The sequence below is a fragment of the Pseudomonas sp. CAM1A genome, from assembly GCF_047501685.1.
In the GTDB taxonomy this organism is placed as follows: domain Bacteria; phylum Pseudomonadota; class Gammaproteobacteria; order Pseudomonadales; family Pseudomonadaceae; genus Aquipseudomonas.
In genome coordinates this window covers 221,779-241,100 of sequence record NZ_JBFNXP010000009.1, presented here as the reverse complement: position 1 = coordinate 241,100, position 19,322 = coordinate 221,779, and the positions used below count along the sequence as shown (strand labels likewise).

General features: G+C 66.2%; 13 protein-coding genes and 2 pseudogenes. 3 read left to right on the top strand and 12 right to left on the bottom strand.

What is annotated here, in order from left to right:
* Positions 1 to 65 precede the first annotated feature (65 nt).
* From ABZO33_RS20795 to ABZO33_RS20785, 3 genes and pseudogenes are all read right to left on the bottom strand, one after another.
* Positions 66 to 3,263 (bottom strand): ATP-binding protein, encoded by a 3,198-nt coding sequence (locus ABZO33_RS20795; protein WP_414537546.1) that lies wholly within the window; start codon positions 3,261 to 3,263, stop codon positions 66 to 68.
* A gap of 9 nt (positions 3,264 to 3,272) precedes the next feature.
* Complete coding sequence (locus ABZO33_RS20790) at positions 3,273 to 3,890, bottom strand: response regulator (protein ID WP_414537545.1); 618 nt, start codon at positions 3,888 to 3,890, stop codon at positions 3,273 to 3,275.
* 237 nt (positions 3,891 to 4,127) lie between these two features.
* Positions 4,128 to 4,775 (bottom strand): annotated as a pseudogene (locus ABZO33_RS20785) (IS5 family transposase).
* A gap of 251 nt (positions 4,776 to 5,026) precedes the next feature.
* On the opposite strand from ABZO33_RS20785, the pseudogene ABZO33_RS20780 reads away from it, so the two are divergent.
* Positions 5,027 to 5,773, top strand: a pseudogene (locus ABZO33_RS20780) (HAMP domain-containing protein); the annotation flags it as partial.
* Complete coding sequence (locus tag ABZO33_RS20775; RefSeq protein ID WP_414537609.1) at positions 5,771 to 6,634, top strand: methyl-accepting chemotaxis protein; 864 nt, start codon at positions 5,771 to 5,773, stop codon at positions 6,632 to 6,634. The pseudogene ABZO33_RS20780 and the gene ABZO33_RS20775, both read left to right, overlap by 3 nt.
* 39 nt (positions 6,635 to 6,673) lie before the next feature.
* Here the strand turns inward: ABZO33_RS20775 and ABZO33_RS20770 are convergent, their stop codons facing one another.
* Positions 6,674 to 8,005, bottom strand: coding sequence for a serine hydrolase domain-containing protein (locus tag ABZO33_RS20770; RefSeq protein ID WP_414537544.1), 1,332 nt, complete (start codon positions 8,003 to 8,005; stop codon positions 6,674 to 6,676).
* Between the two features lie 120 nt (positions 8,006 to 8,125).
* Between ABZO33_RS20770 and ABZO33_RS20765 the strand changes: the two genes are divergently transcribed.
* Entirely contained in the window at positions 8,126 to 9,022 is an 897-nt protein-coding gene (locus ABZO33_RS20765) for a LysR substrate-binding domain-containing protein (protein WP_414537543.1), read from the top strand.
* Between the two features lie 81 nt (positions 9,023 to 9,103).
* On the opposite strand, the gene ABZO33_RS20760 is transcribed toward ABZO33_RS20765, so the two are convergent.
* From ABZO33_RS20760 to ABZO33_RS20725, 8 genes are all read right to left on the bottom strand, one after another.
* Positions 9,104 to 11,341, bottom strand: a complete 2,238-nt coding sequence (locus ABZO33_RS20760; protein WP_414537542.1) for a TonB-dependent receptor — start codon at positions 11,339 to 11,341, stop codon at positions 9,104 to 9,106.
* Between the two features lie 138 nt (positions 11,342 to 11,479).
* Positions 11,480 to 12,442, bottom strand: coding sequence for a siderophore ABC transporter substrate-binding protein (locus tag ABZO33_RS20755; RefSeq protein ID WP_414537541.1), 963 nt, complete (start codon positions 12,440 to 12,442; stop codon positions 11,480 to 11,482).
* Positions 12,439 to 13,221, bottom strand: a complete 783-nt coding sequence (locus ABZO33_RS20750) for an ABC transporter ATP-binding protein (RefSeq protein ID WP_414537540.1) — start codon at positions 13,219 to 13,221, stop codon at positions 12,439 to 12,441. Before ABZO33_RS20750 ends, ABZO33_RS20755 begins: the two co-directional genes overlap by 4 nt.
* Positions 13,218 to 14,153: an iron chelate uptake ABC transporter family permease subunit gene (locus ABZO33_RS20745; RefSeq protein WP_414537608.1), complete on the bottom strand. Its 936-nt coding sequence runs from the start codon at positions 14,151 to 14,153 to the stop codon at positions 13,218 to 13,220. Before ABZO33_RS20745 ends, ABZO33_RS20750 begins: the two co-directional genes overlap by 4 nt.
* Positions 14,153 to 15,097, bottom strand: coding sequence for an ABC transporter permease (locus ABZO33_RS20740; RefSeq protein WP_414537539.1), 945 nt, complete (start codon positions 15,095 to 15,097; stop codon positions 14,153 to 14,155). Before ABZO33_RS20740 ends, ABZO33_RS20745 begins: the two co-directional genes overlap by 1 nt.
* Positions 15,094 to 16,863, bottom strand: coding sequence for an ABC transporter ATP-binding protein (locus tag ABZO33_RS20735; RefSeq protein ID WP_414537538.1), 1,770 nt, complete (start codon positions 16,861 to 16,863; stop codon positions 15,094 to 15,096). The genes ABZO33_RS20740 and ABZO33_RS20735 overlap by 4 nt, the downstream gene beginning before the upstream one ends.
* Before the next feature lie 2 nt (positions 16,864 to 16,865).
* Positions 16,866 to 18,650, bottom strand: a complete 1,785-nt coding sequence (locus ABZO33_RS20730; protein WP_414537537.1) for an ABC transporter ATP-binding protein — start codon at positions 18,648 to 18,650, stop codon at positions 16,866 to 16,868.
* A 120-nt stretch (positions 18,651 to 18,770) separates the two neighbouring features.
* The gene (locus tag ABZO33_RS20725; protein ID WP_414537536.1) at positions 18,771 to 19,286 is read right to left on the bottom strand and encodes a sigma-70 family RNA polymerase sigma factor; all 516 of its coding nucleotides are present in this window, start codon (positions 19,284 to 19,286) and stop codon (positions 18,771 to 18,773) included.
* Between the last annotated feature and the right edge of the window lie 36 nt (positions 19,287 to 19,322).

Genomic DNA, 19,322 nt, shown 5'->3' with positions numbered 1-19,322 from the left:
CCTTCAGCGAAGCATCTGCCATGCAGCCGGGAACATTCTGGAATTCAACCCGGAAAAGTCTTGGTTTATTCCGGCTGCAGGGTCTGGTTGATCCGTTGCAGGCTCAGCAGAAGCAACTGGCCCGCCTGCTGCTGCGCATCCGCAGGCCCACTGGCGCAGGCATCCTCCAACGCCACGCACTGCTCCAGCAACGCCGGGTGATTGAGCAGGTACGCCGTGCCCTTGAGCTTGTGGGCGATGCGCCGCACGCCCTGCACATCGCCGGCCGCCAGCGCCTGGCGCAGGGCCGCGCTTTCGCTCTGGTTGCTGGCCAGCACCTGGCGAGCCATGGCGGCGCGGATGTCGGTGGCCCAGGACGGGCTTTCCGCCGCATGGGGCTGCGCGGCACCCAGCTTGGGAATCAGGCGGTTGAGGGCGGCAAGGTTGGTGGGTTTGGCCAGCGCGTGGTCCATGCCGGCGTCGAGGCACTGCTGCAACACCTCGCGTTGGGCATCGGCGGTAAGGCCGACGATCAGGCAGGGCCTGACGCCCTGCTGACGCTCCAGACGGCGCAGCGTGCGGGCCATTTCCAGGCCGCCCATCTCCGGCATGTTGCAGTCGGTGATGACCATATCGACCTCGTGCTCGCTCCATGCCGCCAGCCCTTCCAGGCCGTTGCTGGCGGTCAGCACGCGGTGCCCCAGGTAACCCACCTGCTGCACCAGCAGGTACTGGCTGGGCAAGTGGTCCTCGACCACCAGCACAGTCAGCATGACATCGCTGCCGGCCTTGGCAGGCGTGCCCTGCGCCACCGCTGCGGTGTCGCCCAACACCCGCTCGAGCACCAGCTCAAAGCTCATGCAGGTGCCACAGCCCGGCTCGCTGCGCACCTTGAGCGTGCCGCCCATCAGCAGGCACAGCGCCTGGCTGATGGCCAAGCCCAGCCCTGCGCCGGCATTGGGGTCGCCAACCGCTCCGTCGGTGACATAAAACGGCTTGAATACCTGCTCCAGCTGCGCGGCGGGTATGCCTGCGCCGGTATCGACCACGCTGATGCAAAAACGCAACGCCGCATCGCCCGAAGCCTGCACCGCGCAGTGCAGCTCGACGCCGCCCTGTTCGGTGAACTTGATGGCGTTGCTCAGCAGGTTGGATACGATCTGCTTGAGTTTCACCGCATCCACCCACACCTGCTCGCCGGCCTGTGCATCGATCTCCAGGTCCAGGTGCAACTGCTTCTGCCGGGCCAGGCCACCGAACACGTTGCCCACCGAGCGCAGTAGCTCCTCTACCCGCGCAGGCTCCGGTGCCAGGCTCAGCTTGCCCGACTCGATGCGCGAAATATCGAGAATGTCGCCGATCAACGCCAGTAGGCTGATGGCTGATTCATAGGCGATATGGATCGACTGCTGGTTGAGCTCAGCCTCGCCGCGCCGGGTCAGCACCAGCTCGAGCATGCCGATGATGGCGTTGAGCGGCGTGCGGATCTCGTGGCTCATGGTCGCCAGAAACACGGTTTTGGCGCGGCTGGCGCGGTCGGCCGAGGCCTTGGCCAGTTGCAGCTCGTCCAGCAGCAACTGGCGCTGCTGCAAGTCGTGGCGCTTGCGGCGGATGCGTCGGCGCTGGGTGACAATCAACAGCCCGGCCACCAGCAGCAGGACGCCGAGCAGTTCGAAGGAGCGCCAGATGAACGACGCCACACCCTCCCAGTACTTGTCGTCGGTGGCCGAGTTGGCCCGCCAGCGGCCGATGATCTGCAGCGACTGGCCCGGGGTGATGTCCAGCAATGCCTGGTCGAGGATGCCGACCAGTTGCGCCTGCCCCTGGGGCGCGCTGAACACGATGCGCACACCGGGGTCGTCGAAAACGCCGCCGATCTTCAGGCTGCTCTCGTACTTGTACGACAGGTAATACCGCGCCACGTTGGCCGGTGCCAGCACTATGTCGGCGCTGCCGTCGCGCACTAGCTTGAATGCCTCGCCCATGGTCTCGGTCTGCCAGAAGTCCAGGTGCGGGTAGCGGGCTTGCAGTTGCTGTGGGTCGAGATACCCCTTGGCCACCGTCACTGTGCCGCGGGTTAGCGCATCCATGCGTTGCAGCGTGCCCTCCTGGCGCTGCACGAACAGGTAGGGCGCGGTGGCCAGCGCCCGGCTGTGCAGGTAACGCGCAGGTGCCGACGGCGAGGCTTCGGGCAGGATGCTCAAAGTAGCCGCGCCCTGGCGCAGCAGGCCATCGGCCTCGCTCAGCGAGCTGACCCGGTGGATTTCAAAGTGCAGGCCGGTCTGGCGGCGGATGATGTCCAGCACATCCGAGGCAATGCCGTTGAAACGCCCGCGGTTGTTGAAGAAGGCATATGGCGCCAAGTCTTCGCTGACCACCAGTCGCACCGGCCCGGCGCTGTCCAGCCAGGTCCGCTGGGCAAGGGTCAGGCGTGAGCGCAGGTCATCGGCCTTGCAGCCCTCGGCACCGCTCCATATCTGCTGCGCGGCGATGACCTGGCAAGGTTTCAGCCCTCCGAGCGTGCGCTTGAGGATGCCCAGCAGCATGGTATTGCCCGGTTCCAGGCCAAAACCCACTGGCACCTGCGGCAAGCTGGCGCTCTGGTTGACTACCAGCTGGTTGCTGAACAGCTGGCTAGACAGGTACTGGGTGGACAGCGCATCGCCCAGGAACACATCGTTCTCGCCGGTGAGTACCGAGGCCATGGCCAACAATGCCGACGGGTAGTGCAGAAAGCGCCCGCGCCCGCCGGCGTTCTGAAACAGCTCGAGCATCATGCCGTTGGCCACGGCAATGCGGGTCTGGCCATCGTCGACGCTGTATTCATGCAAGTTGCCACCCTCGGCGAACAACCCCAGTTCGGTGCGGACATAGGGCGGGCTCAACGCCAGGCCGTGGCTGTCGGCCATCAGCGGGTTGATGTTGCTGACCATGTCGATACGGCCTTCGCGCAAGGCGCGATACATCGCCTTGCGCGAGTCGAACGCACGCACCCGCACCGGCACACTCAGCTCACGCTGCAGCGCCACCACGTAGTCGGCCAGCAGCCCCTCCAACCGCTGACCCTCGGTAAAGATGCGCAGCGGCGGCAAGGGTTCCTGCATAACCCCCACCACCAGCGCCTGACGCTGCGCCAGCCACAGCCGCTCGGGCGCAGTGAGCTGCACCTTGAGCTGCTCAAGGGGTTGGCGAGCCAAGGGCTGCAGCTCATGTTCCTGGGCAAGGCCGACGCGCCAGCACAGCAACAGCAGCTGGCAGGCCAACAGGTGTGGAAGGCGGTTCACAGGCAGTGCTCAGACCAGGTTGTGCCGGCGTGCGATATCGGCCAGTTCAATCACCGAAGCCACCCCGAGTTTGGTCTGGATATTGATTTTGTGGCCGCTGACGGTCTTGGCGCTCAGGCTCAGCCGGGTGGCGATATCGCCGTTTGAGAAGCCTTCGGCCAGCAGCTTGAAGATCTGCAATTCGCGATCGGTGAGGTCTTCCAGGTCGCCGTTGAACTCGGGCTTGCCCAGCAACGGCATGGCGTCGCGGGGGAAGAACACGTAGCCGTCGGCCACCGTTTCCAGCGCCTTGATCAGCTTGCCGATCGGCTCGCTCTTGCTGACAAAACCGCTGGCCCCGGCCTGCAGGCAGCGGGCGGCGTAGTTTTCCTTGGCCTGGGCGGTGTAGATCAGTACCCGGGTGGGCAGTTTTTCGCGGGTGATGCGCCGCAGCACGCTCAGGCCGTCGAGCTTTTCCAGGCCGATATCGAGAATCACCACATCCGGCGCCAGCGCCGCGACCATGCGCAGCGCATCCACCCCATCGGCGGTCTCGCCCACGGTTTCGAAGCCAATGGGCGCCAGGGCCTGGGCAATGGCCTGGCAAATCAGCGGGTGGTCGTCGACGATCAGGACTTTCTTGCTCATGCAGTCACCGGGGCAAATGTTCTAACGATGAAGGGTTGGCCATGGCGCTTGTGAGTATGGTCCAGGCATTGGGGTAGTGGGTCGGCTCAACTTCTCAACTAGACAATTCTGCCAGCCATACGCCCGAAATACGCCAGGACGCTTCTTGAGCTTCACCAAGAACTATCTTGCCCGCTTTGCCTTCGCCTGGGTGAGTCAATCCATACCGCTGTATGGCGCAACGCGGGCCGATCTGGTCTAGGCACTGTACGAAAAGTCATGTCGTAAATATCGCCGCCAGCAAGCCAGCGTGCCCATCGCAGCAAAGCTTTCCGCTAGATTGCAATAGCGCGTACCCAGGCGGCGGTACTCCTTCAGCCAACCAAATAGCCGCTCGATGGCGTTCCGCTGCCGATACTTGGGCTTGTCAAACAGGCGCGGTAAGCCCTGCTTCGGTTTGCGTTTCATGTCACGCAGCGGAATCACCGCTGGATCCGATAGCGGTCGCAGTATTGCCGCAAGGATTCTGCGTCATAGCCTTTGTCGGCCAGGAGCCAGCGGCAGCGCTTGCGTGGCCTACCTCGGCTCGAGGGTATGTGAACACCGTCCAGCAGTCGCTGAGCATGGGAGATGTCGCTGGCGTGACCACCTGAGAGCGTGCAGTGGAGTGGGCATCTTGTTGAAGGTTCCTTGGTTTCGCCAGTCTCGAAATCGTCGATATACCGTCGACCAAGGCCCGAATCGTTCAGGCATGTCCAGCCAGGTTGCACCGGAGCACAGCACCCACAACGCACCGTTGAGCATCAAGCGGTCGTCAACTCTTGGGCGTCCTGTACGTCGATGTGTTGTGAAGAGTTCCGCGACTATTTCCCATTCTGCGTCGGAAAGTTCGTATCGCTTGGACATGGCAGAATCCTCCGCCTAAAAAGCGAGAACTCTACGGAAAATCGGGCTTCCTGAGGCACCGGTGAGGTTTCAAAGGCGGGCCTTGGATCTCTGCTTGAGAGAAATTGCAAGTCAGCAGGGTCTTGTTTGAGCTCCGATCAATCGCTGAAAAAGCTGAATGTGCTCTGTTTCAGTCCCGACGGCAATGCCCCGTGCATCGCCTGGCCAACCATCTATGCTCACCAAACCCACCCCACGGAGCCTGTTCGAAAATGGACATTCGCCAGAAAACCATCGGGTTCGGTCTTGTCAGCATCCTCGCCGCCCTGTTGCTCGGCGGCAGCGGCCTGCTCGCCGAGCATGACCAGAACCAGGCATTACAGCGCAGCGAGGCCAGCATGGCCGCCCTGCGCAATCATATGGAAGGCGACATGATGCACGATGCACTGCGCGCCGATGTGCTGGCCGCCCTGCTGGTCAAGCCGGGCGATACCGACACCGCCAACCAGGTACTGGCCGACCTCGACGAGCACGCCAAGTGGTTCCGCAGCGTCGTGCAAAGCAACCTCGAACTGCCCCTGGACAACGACCTGCACCAGGCCATCAGCGACCTGGGCCCCCTCCTCGACCACTACATCGCCAGCGCCACGTCGATCATCCAGCTAGCGTTGCAATCGCCTGAGCAAGCGCAGGCGCAGTTGCCGGCCTTCGTCGCCGCTTTCAAGGAGCTGGAACAGCGCAACAGCACCCTGAGCGACCTGATCGCCGGCAATGCCGACAAGAGCCGCGAACAGAGCACCGCCACCCTGCACCAGGGCATCAGCGTGCTGGTGGGCGGGATGATCCTGGCGACCCTGGCGTTGGCGCTGTGCACCTTCCTGCTGCTGCGCTCCATCCTGCGGCCGTTGAGCCAGACCATGGCGGTTGCCGAGCGTATCGCCCAGGGCGACCTCACCACCGCGATCGAGGTCCACGACCGTGACGAAACCGGGCATCTGTTGCGTTCGCTGGCGGACATGCGTGACAGCCTGGGCAACATGATCAAGGCCATCCATGAAGAGAACCTGCTGCTGCGCGAAGTGGCCGATGAACTGGGACTGGCCTCCAGCAGCCTGGTGCAACGCACCAGCCAGCAGTCCGACAGCGCCGTGAGCATGGCCTCGGCCACCGAGCAGATGATCGCCAACCTGGCGCGGATCGCCGACCACGCACGCGATGCGCAGGCCATCTCCGGGCAGTCCGAGCGCCTGGCCAGCGACGGTGGCGAGGTCATCCTCAACGTGGTTGGCGGCATGCAGGGCATCGACGAAGCGGTCAACCGCTCCTCCGAGACCATCACGGTGCTGGGGCAAAGCTCGGAAGAAATCCACTCGATCATCCAGGTGATCAATACCATCGCCGAGCAGACCAACCTGCTGGCCTTGAACGCGGCCATCGAAGCCGCCCGTGCCGGCGAGGCCGGGCGCGGCTTTGCCGTGGTCGCCGACGAAGTACGCGGGCTGGCCGGGCGCACGGCGCAGTCGACCCGGGAGATCACCGGCATGATCGAACGCATCCGGCAAAGCACGGGCAACGCCGTCGACAGTATGCAGACCGGCGTCACCCGGGTGCGCGCCGGCGTGGAGCTGGCCACCCAGGCCGGGGCGTCGATCCAGCAGATCCGTGAAGGCGCCCGCCGCGCCGCCTCGGTGGTCGAGGAGATCTCGCAGACCATCGGTGAGCAGACCCGGGCCAGCCAGGATGTCGCGCAGCAGGTCGAGCTGATCGCCCGCATGTCCAGGGACAGTACCGACACCACCCGGCAGCTGGCCTCGGCGGCGCAGCGCCTGGGCGAGATTGCCCAGGGCATGCAGGCGAGCGTGTCGCGGTTTCGCGTGTGACAGGGCAGGCGCTTGCCGGCGCCCTGCCCTCGCCCGGCGCTACTGGCTCAGCGTCTTGGCCACTGCGTTGACGAACACCGCCTGCTCGTCATACAGCGAGCCGGGGCTTTCGGCGTTCTTCCAGGTCGACCACTGCACCACCACCAGACGCTCCGCCGGGTTGATGGCGATGCTCTGGCCGAAGATGCCCAGCGCCCAGAACGTCTGGTCGCTGGTGGCGGTGCGCTTGGGTTCGGCATCGCTGTCCGGGGCCGGGGCGTTGTACCACCACTGGTAGCCGTACTGCCCCTTCGGCGCGGCGGCCGTCACTGAGCCCTTGGCCTGGGTCCAGTGGGTGGAGCGCGCGATCCAGTCGTCCGGGAGCAGCTTTTCGCCCTGCGGCAATTGCCCGCCACTCAGCACGAACTGGCCGAACCGCCCCCAGTCACGCAACGTGGCATTGAAGCCGTGGCCGCCCATGTCTACCTTTCCGGGCACCAGCGCATGCCAGACCCCAGCCTGCTGCATGCCGTAGCGGCTCCACACACGGCTCTGCAGGTACTCGGCGATGGTCATGCCGGTGGCGTTTTCCAGCACCCGACCCACCAGCCAGGCCCCGCCGGTGTTGTACGACCAGACCTCGCCCGGCTTGACCCCGGGCTTGCGCTTGACCGAGCGCACCAGCTCGAGCACGCAGTGATAGGGATCGGCGGTGGCCTCGCACTGGGTCATGTGCGAGAAGTCCGAATCCTTCGAGGCGTAGTTCTCGTCCCAGACGACGCCCGAGGTGTGCTGCAACAGCTGCTGCAGGGTCACATCCTGCCACTCGGAACCTTCCAGCTCCGGGACATACCGGCTGATCCTGTCATCCAGCGAGTGGATCTTGCCTTCCTTGACGGCAATGCCCACCAGCACGCTGACCACCGACTTGGCCACCGAGCGCGACGTCCACAAGGTCTGCGGAGTGTTGCCCTTGCCGTAGTGCTCATAAGCGATCTTGCCATCCTTGAGCACCAGCAGGCCGGTCACGCTCTGGTTGGCCAGGTAGTCCGCCAGGTTGTGGGCCTTGCCGGCCAACTGGTACTGCACGTCGCTCAGTTTGTGGCTGGCCTGCGGCAAGGGGTATGGCGTGGCGCCGTGCGGGGCGAAGACGTCGCCGCCGTACAGACGATAGGTGTTGCGAAAGCCCACGACCCGGGTGTCCTGGTCCCAGGTGAGCATGTCCTTGGCCGCCGGCAGCACCTTGTCGAAAGGCTGCGGGCAAGGCTCAAGCCCCGGCACGCCGCAGGCCCCCTGGCTGTCGGCCGCCTGCGCCGTACCCGCCAGTGCGGCGAGCGCCAGGGCCAGGATGGAAAGACCGTTGAACGACTTCTTTATTGTTATTGGCCGCATCGGAGGGCTCCTCGTAAAGCGCGGGAATACGCAGCCCTGAGTGTCTGCAACTTGAACGAGCGGGAAAAGCACAATAAATTTGCCTTCACTATTAAAAAAACTAACAACCAAGGAATGCCCATGGCCGAAGACCGCCTGCCCCCGCTCAACGCCGTGCGTGCGTTCGAGGCCGCTGCCCGCCTGGGCAGCTATGTCGCGGCATCCCAGGCGCTGCACGTGACCCAGCCGGCGATCGGCCGGCATGTGAAGAACCTCGAGGACTGGCTGGGTGTACGCTTGCTTGAGCGCTCCCCGCGCGGGGTGACCCTTACCCTGCCCGGTGCCCATTACTACCAGGCTGCAGCGCAGGCGCTGCAGATTCTCGCCGACGCCGGTGCGCGCCTGGCCCGGCGTGATGACGAGCGTTGGCTGCGCATCCTCTGCGTGCCGGCGTTCGCCTCACGCTGGCTGACACCGCGCATCGACACCTTGCGCAGCCTGCGCCCGGACCTGAGGATCGCCATCGAGCCCAATGCCACGTTCACCAGCGTGGATGCCCGCCAGGCGGACCTGGGCATCGCCTTCGGTCTGCCGGGTGAGCTGAACGGGGTGCGCGAGGTGTTGATCCGCCCGAAGGTGTTCGCGGTATGCGCGCCGAGCTACCTGGCGCAGTTGCCCGCGGGGCTGAGCGCTGCGGACTTGCCCGCCTTGCGGTTGATCCATGTCGATGACGGCACCTGGTGGAACAGCTGGTTCGCCGCCAATGGCCTGAGGGTGCGGGTCAAGGCCGATACCTCGCATATCAGCAACGATATCGTGCTGAACCTGGCCCAGCGCGGCCACGGCATCGCCCTGGCCACCGAGGTGCTGGTCGGGCGTGAACTGCGCGAAGGCAGCCTGGTGCGTTGCGTGGAACAGGCCGTGGCGCTGGAGAGTTACCAGTTACTGACGCCAGCGCAGCCGCCGAGTGCCGATGCGTTGTGGTTCATGGACTGGCTGGGGAGCAGCCTGCGTGAAGAGTTTCCGGATGCGCTGTGAGCCTGGCACCGGCTGTGCTGGTGGTCGCGGGGCAACTCGCATCGGTGCCCCGCCGCGTCCACACAGCCAGTGCTGGTTTGACTAGAAATCCACCGAAGTGGAGAACAACAACGACCGCGGCGTACCCAGCCCACCGGACAGGCCGCTGCCGTCGCCGCCGTTCCACGAGCCGATCCAGTAGGCCTTGTTGGTCACGTTCTGCACAGTGGCGCGCAAGGTCACCGGTTTGTCCGAGACCTTCAGGGTATACCGGGCGCCGAGATCGAAAATCGTGTAGGACGGCAGCGACAGGTTGTTGGCATCGGTGGCGTAGCGTCGGCCGGCATAGTTGGCGTTGCCGGTCAGGGTCAGCCCGGGCATCTCGCGCAGGTCGTACTCGACGCCGAGCTTGGCCAGCACCTTGGGCACGCCGGTGGCCTGGTTGCCTTCCTTCGCCTTGCGTATCGATTTGGTCAGCTCGGCCTTGGTGTAGGACGCACCGCCCAACAGGCGCAGGCCCGGCTCGAGCTCGCCGAAGAACGACCATTCCAGGCCACGGTTGCGCTGCTCGCCGTACACGCCGTAGATCTGCGTGAGCGGATCGGTATAGGCGCTGGGTTTCTTCACCTGGTAGACACTGACCGTGTGGGCGAAGGTGCCCAGGTCGAGCTTGGCGCCCAGTTCGTACTGCTTGGTCTGGTACGGCGCCATGATCGCGCCGGCGTTGCGCGCGTTGTCCGGGGCGATGCCGCCCTGGCTCAGGCCTTCGATGTAGTTGCCGTACAGCGACAGCTCGTCGGTGACCTTGACCAGCAAAGCCGTGGCCGGCGATACACGGCTTTCATCGTAGGGCTTGGAGGTGCGCTGGTGGTTGCCGTTGTAGTTCGACGCGCGCACGTTCTGGTGGCGCGCGCCGACGGTCCACTGCACCTTGTCATCGAGGAACGACATCGTGTCGAGCAAGGCTTCGCTGCTCAGCCGGGCACGCATGCGCGAGGTGACGTTGCCGTACTCGCCGATCTCCGGGCGCGGGCCGTAGTCCAGGTTGTAGTAGTTGGTGCGGATGGTCGACGACAGGCGCTTGTCCTTGAAGCTGTTCTCGGAGTCGTAGCGGGTCGCCGCCAGCGACCAGGCGTGGTCGACCGGGCCGGTGGCGAAGCGCCCGCGCAGGCCGACTTCGCCGGACGTCTGCTCGCCATCGCGGGCCGAGCGAATCGGTGTGGCAGAGATGTCGCCGGCATCATTGAGCAGCATGCCGCTGGTCATCAGCGCGTTGTAGCCCCCTTCCCTATGGCCCCAGCCGGCGAATGCCGTGAGCGAGTCGTTGAGGTCGTACTCGCCGCGCAGCACCACGGTGTCGGTGTCGTTGACGGTGTAGCCCCACTCAGGGGCCAGCGAGTGATCACCCTTCTTGGCCTTGGGCAGGTGGGTCACGCCGGGGCTGATCGAGGCGATACCGAAATAGTTGACCCCGTCCATGCGCTCGCGCTGGTGGTAGTAGTCCAGCGACGCCCTCGCCCGCTCGCCGCGCCAGTCCAGGGCCAGCGACGACAGCTGCATGCGGTGCTGCTGGTCATCCACCGGGGTGTCGCCGTCGCGGTAGACACCGTTGAAGCGCACGCCGAACTGCTTCTGGTCGCCGAAGCGGCGGCCGATATCGGCATGCATGCCGGCCAGGCCATCGGACTCGTAGGAGGCGGTCAGCCGGGCCAGGGGCTCGTCGCCGGCACGCTTGGGCACGATGTTGATGCTGCCGCCGACGCTGCCGTCGGGCGGCATGCCGTTGAGCAGCGCCGACGGGCCCTTGAGCACTTCGATGCGCTCGGCAAGCTCGGTGGAGCCGCGCATGTTCGGCGCCATGCTCGGCAAGCCGTTGAAGGTGATGTCGTTGCCGGTGCTGTAGAGGCCACGGATGAAGAAGGTCTCGAAGATGCCGCGCTTGCTCGGCACGTAGACCGACGGATCGGTGGCGCCGATCACCGAGCCGATGTCCTGGGCCTGGCGGTTCTCGATGTATTCCTTGGTGTAGCTGATGGCGTTGAACGGGGTTTCGCTGAAGTCCTTGTTGCCCATCAGCCCTACCCGGCTACCCGAGCCGACTTGGCCCCCGGCGTACTCCGATGGTGGAGCACCCAGGGAGTCGCGGGTGTCCTGCACCAGGGTTTCCGGCAGGGTCAGGCCCTCCTCCTTTATATCGGGGGTCTGTTGCTGCGCCGAGGAGGTGCTGCGTGGCGGTTGCGCGAAGGCATTGCCGGCGATGGCGGCCATGCCCAGCAGCACGGCCATGCGCAAGGCCCTGCGGGGCAGATTCGGGGCCTGGGGGTGTTGCAGTGGAGACATGAGGGATTCCTTCCGGGACGAAATGGTAATGTTTCTCATTAGTCATTCCGCACGAGTCGGCGAATCCCTCAACAGAAATTACAGTCATTTGGCCACTATCGGCTTAGCCAGCACAGGGACCAGAGCATGGAAGCGGGTTCAGCCCTGATACCCCTTCACCACCTCGTCCGCCACCCGCTCCAGACAGGTCACGCTGGCCGTGCACAGGTACCAGGTCTGCGCATCGACGAACACCACATGGCCATTCTTCCAGGCCTTGGTCTGGCGCAGCAGCGGGTTGTCCAGGGTCTCGCGGTCCAGCGCGGCCCTGCGCTCCATCACTGCGGTGCGGTCGATCACGTAGAGGATGTCCGGGTCGGCCTGGTGGATGAACTCGTTGGAGATCGGCTGCCCATGCAGGCCGGCCTGCATGTCGTCGCTGGCCGGCTTGACCCCGAGGGTGTCGAAGATGAAGCCATAGCGCGAGCGCACGCCGTAGGCGGTGAACGCGCCGTTGTTGTGCAGCACTATCAGCGCCTTCTCCGAACGCCCGTCGGTCACCTGGCGCACCTGGGCCACCTTGGCATCGATGCGCGCGGCGGTTTTCCGGGCCTGGTCTTCCTTGCCGAGGATGCGGCCGACGGTCAGCAGGTGCTGCTTGGCGGTGTCGATGACGTTGCCCTGGCGGTTGTCCATGTCGATGTCGTAGTGCACCGTCGGGGCAATCTGGCTCAGCTCCTGGTAGCTCTGCGCCTGCAGCGGCGAGATCAGGATCAGGTCGGGCTTGAGCGCATGCAGGCGTTCGAGGTTGGGCTGGATGGTGGTGCCGACATCGGCCACCTTGGGGTCGTCGCGGTACTTGGCCAGGAAGCCCGCCACATAGTCCTTGGCGATACCGACCACCGGCGCGCCGAGCTGGTCGAGGGTGTCCAGTTCGCTCATGTCGAAGGCCACCACCCGCTGTGGTTTATGTTCGACCTGCGTGGTGCCCAGGGCGTGCTCGACCTTCACCGGGGTGTAGTCGGCGCTGGCCGCGCGCTCCTGTGCCGGCGGCGCCTGGTCGCAGCCCGGCAATGCGGCCGCCACGGCGGCGGCCAGGAGTATCTTGCAGATTCCGTTCATACCAGCTCTCTCGATAGTGATGGGTTGAAGTAGTTGCAGACGAAACCGTGCGCGCTGGGCAGGATCTCGAAGGCCAGGCCGAACAGCGCGTGCAGGTTGGCCTGGGTGACCACCTCGGCGACCGGCCCGTGGCTGTGCACCGCGCCGCCCTTCATGGCGACGATGTGGTCGGAATAGTTGGCGGCGAAGTTGATGTCGTGCACCACCAGGATCACCGTGCGCCCCTGCTCGTCGCTGAGCCTGCGGATCGCCTGCATGATCTGCACCGCGTGCTTCATGTCGAGGTTGTTCAGCGGCTCGTCGAGCAGCAGCAGGTCGGTGCGCTGGGCGATGGTCATGGCCAGGAATGCCATCTGCCGCTGGCCGCCGCTGAGTTCATCGAGGTAGGCCCGGCGCAGCGGTTGCAGCCCCAGGAAGTCCAGCGACTCATCGATCACCTGCTGATCGTCCGCGGTCAGCAGGCCACGGCTGTAGGGGAAGCGGCCGAAGGCGACCAGCTCCTCGACGGTCAGGCGCAGGTTGAAGTCCAGCACCTGGCGCAGGGTGGCCACACGGCGCGCGTAGTCGGCGATGGCGATGCGGCCGATGTCCTGGCCATCGAGCAGGATGCGCCCGCGATTGGCCGGCAGCAGCCGGGCGATGCACATCAGCAGGGTGCTCTTGCCGGCGCCGTTGGGGCCGATCAGCGAAGTGACCCGGCCGGCGGGAAACGCCAGGTTCACATCGTCGAGCACGGTCTTCTCGCCGTAGGCCTTGTGCAGGTGTTCGAGGGTGATCATGGGCTGCCTCGGGTTCGGACCATCAGCGCGAGGAAATACGCGCCGCACACCAGGTTGACGAGGATGCTCACGCTGGTCCGGTAGTTGAACAGGTGCTCGACCAGCAGTTGGGCGAGCAGGAACATGCCGATGGCCACGGCGCAGGCCAGTGGCAGGGTCACCTGGTGCCGGGCGCTGCGCGCCAGGGCGTAGGCGATGTTGGCGACGAACACGCCCATGAATGCGGTCGGCCCCACCAGGCTGGTGGACACCGCCACCAGCACGGCGATCAGCGCCATCTGCAGGCGCAGGCAGCGACCATGGTCCAGGCCCAGGGCGATGGCCTGGTCGCGCCCCAGCGCCAGCACGTCGAGCACCCGCGTGCTGCGCGCCACCAGCAGCGCCACCACCGCCACCAGCAGGCCCGAGTACAGCACCTGGGTCGGCTGGGCGCGGTTGAAGCTGGTGTAGCCCAGGCTCTGCAGAATCGAGAACTCCCCCGGGCTGGTCTTGAGCTGGATGAACTGGGTGAAGGTGCCCAGCACCATGGTCAGCACCAGGCCCAGCAGCAGCAGGCGGTACACATCGCCACGGCTCTCGCGTAGCAGCCAGCGCTGCAGCAGCCACGAGTAGCCGAGCATCAGCGCGATCGACAACAGCGCGTTGCCCTGGGCGCCGAGCAACGCCACGCTGGCGGTGCCCAGCCACAGCACCAGCACGGCCTGGAACAACAGGTAGATGCCTTCGTAGCCCATGATCGCCGGGGTCAGCACACGGTTGCCGGCCAGGGTCTGGAAGATCACCGAGGACAAGGCGATGCACACCCCGGCCACGACGATCGCGCCCAGGCGCACCAGGCGCTTGGGGATCACGTAGCTGAAGTCCAGGCCCGAGCCCAGCAGCAGGAACGCCAGCGCCAGGGCCGGCAACAACAACCAGGCGGCACGGCGCATCATTTGCACTTCCACAGGATCAGCAGCAGGAACAGCACGCCGCCGACACTGCCGGCAGTCAGGCCAATGGGCACCTCGTAGGGGTGGATCAGCAGCCGGCCGAGGATGTCGCAGGCCAGCAGCAGCGCCGCGCCGCACATGGCGACGATGGGCAGGGTGCGCTTGAGGTTCTCGCCGTAGCGCAGCGCCACCAGGTTCGGCACCACCAGGCCGACGAAGGGGATCGCGCCCACGGTGATCACCGTGGCCGACACGGTCACCGCCACCAGCACCAGGCCGAGGATGGCAGTAGCTGCGTAGTTCAGGCCGAGGCTAGTGGCCATGCCCTCGCCCATGCCGAGCACGGTGAAGCGCTGGGCGTACAGGTAAGTGAGCACGACGATCGGCAGGATCAGGTAGATGATCTCGTAGTTGCCCTCGATCACCCGCGAGAAGTCGCCCAGCAGCCAGCCCTGCATGCTCTGCAGGATGTTGTGGCGGTAGGCGTAGAATTCGGCGATGGCGCTGAGCAGGCTGCCGTACATCAGGCCGATCACCGGCACCAGCACCAGGTTGGTGAAGCGGATGCGACGGATGATCGCCACGTACACCAGGCTCGCCAGCAGGCAGAACACCAGGGCGAAGAGCATGCGCCCGCTGGCCCCGGCACCCGGCAGCACGGTCAGGGCCACCAGGATGCCGAGCTTGGCCGCGTCGAGCCCGCCGCAGGTGGCCGGCTCGACGAAACGGTTGCGCACGATCTGCTGCAGGATCACCCCGCAGATCGACAGGCCGACCCCGGTCAGCACCAGCGCCGCCAGGCGTGGCAGGCGGCTGGCGGTGAGGGTCAGCCAGGCATCGTCAGAGGCCGACAGCAAGGCCGACCAGGACATCTGGCTGGCCCCGACCATCAATGAAGCGCCACACAAGAGCAACAACAGCGTTGGCAGCAGCACCCGACTCAAGCGGTCACTCCATCACCCACCGCCTCGCCGATACGCCAGCCCTTGGCGGCCCGGCGCTGCTCGAGGAAGTGCGCGTACAAGCCACCCTCGGCAGCCAGCTGCGCATGGGCGCCCTGCTCGCGGATGCGCCCTTGGTCCAGCACCACGATCTGGTCGGCCATGGCCACCGTCGACAGCTGGTGGGCGATGACGATCAGCGTGCGCTTGCCGCGCAGGCGTGCCAGCGCTTCGGCGATGGCCGCCTGGTTCTCGGCGTCCAGTGCCGCGGTGGCCTCGTCGATCAGCAGGATCGGTGCGTCCTTGATCAGCGCGCGGGCAATCGAGATGCGCTGGCGTTCGCCGCCGGACAGGCGCGCACCGCCCTCGCCCACCGGCGTGTGCAAGCCTTCGGGCAGACGCTCGAGGATCTCCTGCACACCGGCCAGTCGCGCCGCCTCAAGCACCTCGGCCTCGCTGGCGTCGGGTTTGCCCAGGCGGATGTTGTCGGCGATGCTGCCCTGGAACAGGTAGGCGTCCTGGAAGATCTGGCTGATCTGCCCGGCCAGCTGTTCGGCGGACATCTGCCGCACATCCACCCCGCCGACCTTGACCCGGCCCTGGGTGACATCGAAGAACCGTGCGATCAGGCGCACCAGGGTGGTCTTGCCCGAACCCGACGCGCCGACCAGTGCGGTCATGCTGCCGGGCGCGATGTCCAGGCTGACTTCGCGCAGCACTTCGGGCTGGTCGTCGCCGTAGCGGAACGCGACCTGCTCCAGTTGCACCGAACCGTCGGCCGGCGCCTGCGGTGCGGCGGGCTCGGGCAGCGGTTCTACGGCCAGCAGCTCGGCCACCGCCTGCAACTGGCCACGGGTGCCGCGCAGCACCTCGCTGTAGCCGGCCACATCCAGCAGCGGGTCGATGAAGCGGGTCGCCAGTACCAGCGCGACCAGGGTGGCGATCACCGTCGCGCTGTCGAAGGCGCTGCCGGCCTGCTCGCCGAGCCACAGCGTGGCAACCACCAGCAAGGCGGCGAAGCTGGCCTGCACCGCCCAGACATTGAGCACCGACGACAGCGCCGAGAGCTGGATCAGCTTGCGCGCGGCCTGCTGTTGCTGGGCCACGGCCTGCTCCAGGAAGCGCGTGCCGCCCTGCTCGCCATTGAAGGCGCGCAGCACCGACTGCGCCTGGGCGAACTCGACCATGCGCTGGCTGGTCTGCGCGGTGTCGCGCTGGTAGCGCTGGTCGGCGCGCTGGCCCAGGCGCATCGTCGCCAGCATCACCACGGCCAGCAGCGGCAGGCTGACCAGGGCCACCAGGCCCAGGCGCAGGTCGACCAGCAACAGCGCGACGAGGATCACCAGCGGCGTCACCACCCCGGTGAACAGCGGCGTAAACACGTGGGCCGGCAGTTGCGCGATCTCCATCATGCCCTGGGTAGCGACATGGCTCAGGCGCGCGGTGTTGGCGGCGCTGAACCAACCCACCGGCAACGTGCCGACATGCTCGCCCAGGCGCTGGCGGCCACCGCGCAGCACCGCGATGCCCACGGCGATACCGGCCTTTTCCACCCGCCGGCGCAGGTACCAGCACACCACCACGCCGAGGCCCAGCAGCGCCAGCCATTGGCCGGCGGCCTCCAGCTGGTTGCCCAGCAGGTGGCGCAGGATCGGCACCAGGGTGACGATGGTCAGCCCGCACAACACGCCATACACCAGCGCCAGGCGGATGTAACGGCGCAGGAACACGGCGTCGTCGCCGAGCAGTCGAACGAAAATCTTCAGCATGATCAGTGCTCCTCCACCTGCGCGGTGGCCCGCGCCTTCGCATAGCCGCCAGCGGCCCACAAGCGGGCGTACAGACCGCGCCGGGCCAGCAGTTCGTCGTGTGTGCCGCACTCGGCGACCGTGCCCTGGTCCAGCACCAGGATCTGGTCGGCGTGCATCACCGTGTCCAGGCGGTGGGCGATCACCAGCAGCGTGCGGCCCTGGGCGAAGCGCGACAGCGCCTGCTGCAGCTTGACTTCGTTTTCGGCGTCGGCCGCCGCGGTGGCTTCGTCGAGCACCAGCACCGGCGGGTCGAGCAGCACCGCGCGGGCGATGCTCAGGCGTTGCAGCTCGCCGCCGGAGAACTGCACGTCCTCACCGATCACCGCGTCATAGCCATGCGGCTGGGCGAGGATACGCTCGTGGATATTGGCGATCCGCGCCGCCGCCTCGATCTGCTCCTGAGTTGCCGAAGGCCGGCCCAGGGCGATGTTCTCGCGCACGCTGGCATGGATCAGGCGCACGTCCTGCAGGACGAAGCCGATGCGTCGGTACAGCTGGGCAGTGTCTATCTGGCGCAGGTCGACACCGCCCAGGGTGATACGCCCGGCACTGGGATCGAAGAAGCGCAGCAGCAGGCGCGCCAGGGTCGACTTGCCGGCCCCCGAGGCGCCGACCACCGCTGTCACCGTGCCGGGCTCGAGGGTGAAGGACACCTCGCTCAGCACCGGGTTGCGCGGATCGTAGTGATAGCCCAGGCCCTGCACCTCGATCCGCGCATCGGCCGGCAGCTTGCCGGCGCCCTGGCCGTCGGTCTCCAGCACCGGCGTGTTCAGCAGCGTCTGCACACGCTGGGCGGCACCGGTGGCGTTGTTCAGGTCGTGGGTGATGTAGGCCAGCAACAGCAGCGGCGCGCAGATGCCCGGCGCCACCAGGGCGAACGGCAGCACCTGCACCGGAGTGATCCAGCCCAGGCCGACGAACAGCGTGCCGAACGCCAGGACCACGCCGAGTACCGACACTGGGGCGATCATCGCGTTGGCGTTGGCCATGGCGCTGACCAGCGGCCGGGTGAAGTCGGTGAAGGCCGCGGCGAAGGCGTCCACCGCCTCGCGGTAGCTGCCGTGGGCCTTGCGCTGGCCACCGAAGGCCTTGACCACCGGGATGCCGTTGACGAACTCGACCACCGCCTGGTTGATCCGCCCCATGCCGGCACCGAAAGCCTGCATGTTGCGGGCGCTGGCCTGGTGGGCGCGGGCGAAGAACAGGAAGAACAGCGGGAACGGCAGCATCGACACGATCGCCATGCGCCAGTCCATGGCGAACAGGTAGATGATTGACGCCAGCACCGCCCCGGCGCTGCGCCCGAGGGTGGTATAGAAGTGCGCGGTGAGGCTGTGCAGGATGCCGATATCGTCCTGCATGGCCTGCTTGACCTCGCCCGAGGCGCGGCTGGTGAACCAGCCCAGCGGCACCCGCGCCAGGCGGCGGATGATCGCCAGGCGCAGCGTCCCGGTGATGTGGTTGTCGGCCAAGTGCGCCACCAGGTCGCCCAGCGAGATCAGCGCCATGCCGGCGAACAGGCAACCCAGCCCCACGGCGATGACCGGCCAGGCCTGGTCGATGCCTTGCCCGCCGGCGAAGGCCAGCCGCGCGACTTCGGCGATGGCCACCAGCGGCGCCAGGGTCAGCATGGCGCCAAGGGCCGCGAGCAACCCGGCGACGATCAATCGGCCGCGTATCGGCGCAAGCACCTCGGCGACCGGTCCACGGGCGGACACTTCAGTCACCCCTTGTTCAACACTCATGAATGCTCCTTTTCAGCACGAGGAGCGGGCCGGGCCGTCCCAGGGGCGCCCTGCCCGCGTGTCCTTCTCAACCTGTATTCCGCACGAGGCGGGCAAACCCGCAAGAAAATCTGCGCACGCTCAGGCGCCGCCCAGCCGGTAGCGCCTGCAGGTGCGCAGGCCGGCGGCGATGTACTTTTCCACCGAGGACACCGAGACCCGCAGCTCGGCGGCAATGGCGCGGTGGGCCATGCCCTCGAGGCGGCACAGCAACAGGGCCTGGCGCGCCTTGGGCGAATGCCGCTGCAGGGCGCTGTCGATCGCCCCCAGGGCCTCGACCACCAGCGCCCGCGCCTCCTCCGACGGCGCCCGCGGCTCGGGCTGCTGGCCATGGTCCTCGAGGTAGCGGGTTTCGCGCTGGCGGCGGCGGTACAGGTCGATGACCTTGCCGTTGGCGATCTGTGTGAGGTGGCAGCGCGATTGCTCGGCGCTGGGCACCTGCCCCTTGTTCATCAGGTGCAGGTAGATGTCGTGGGCCAGGTCCGCCGCATCCACCGAATTGCCCAGCTTGCGCCGCAGCAGGTCGCACAACCAGCCGTGATGATCCTGATACAGCTGTTGCAGCTGCTGACGAAGCGCGAACGTTCCGTTGTCCACGGTACCTCTCCCTGAGCGTGGTGCATTCCAGACGGC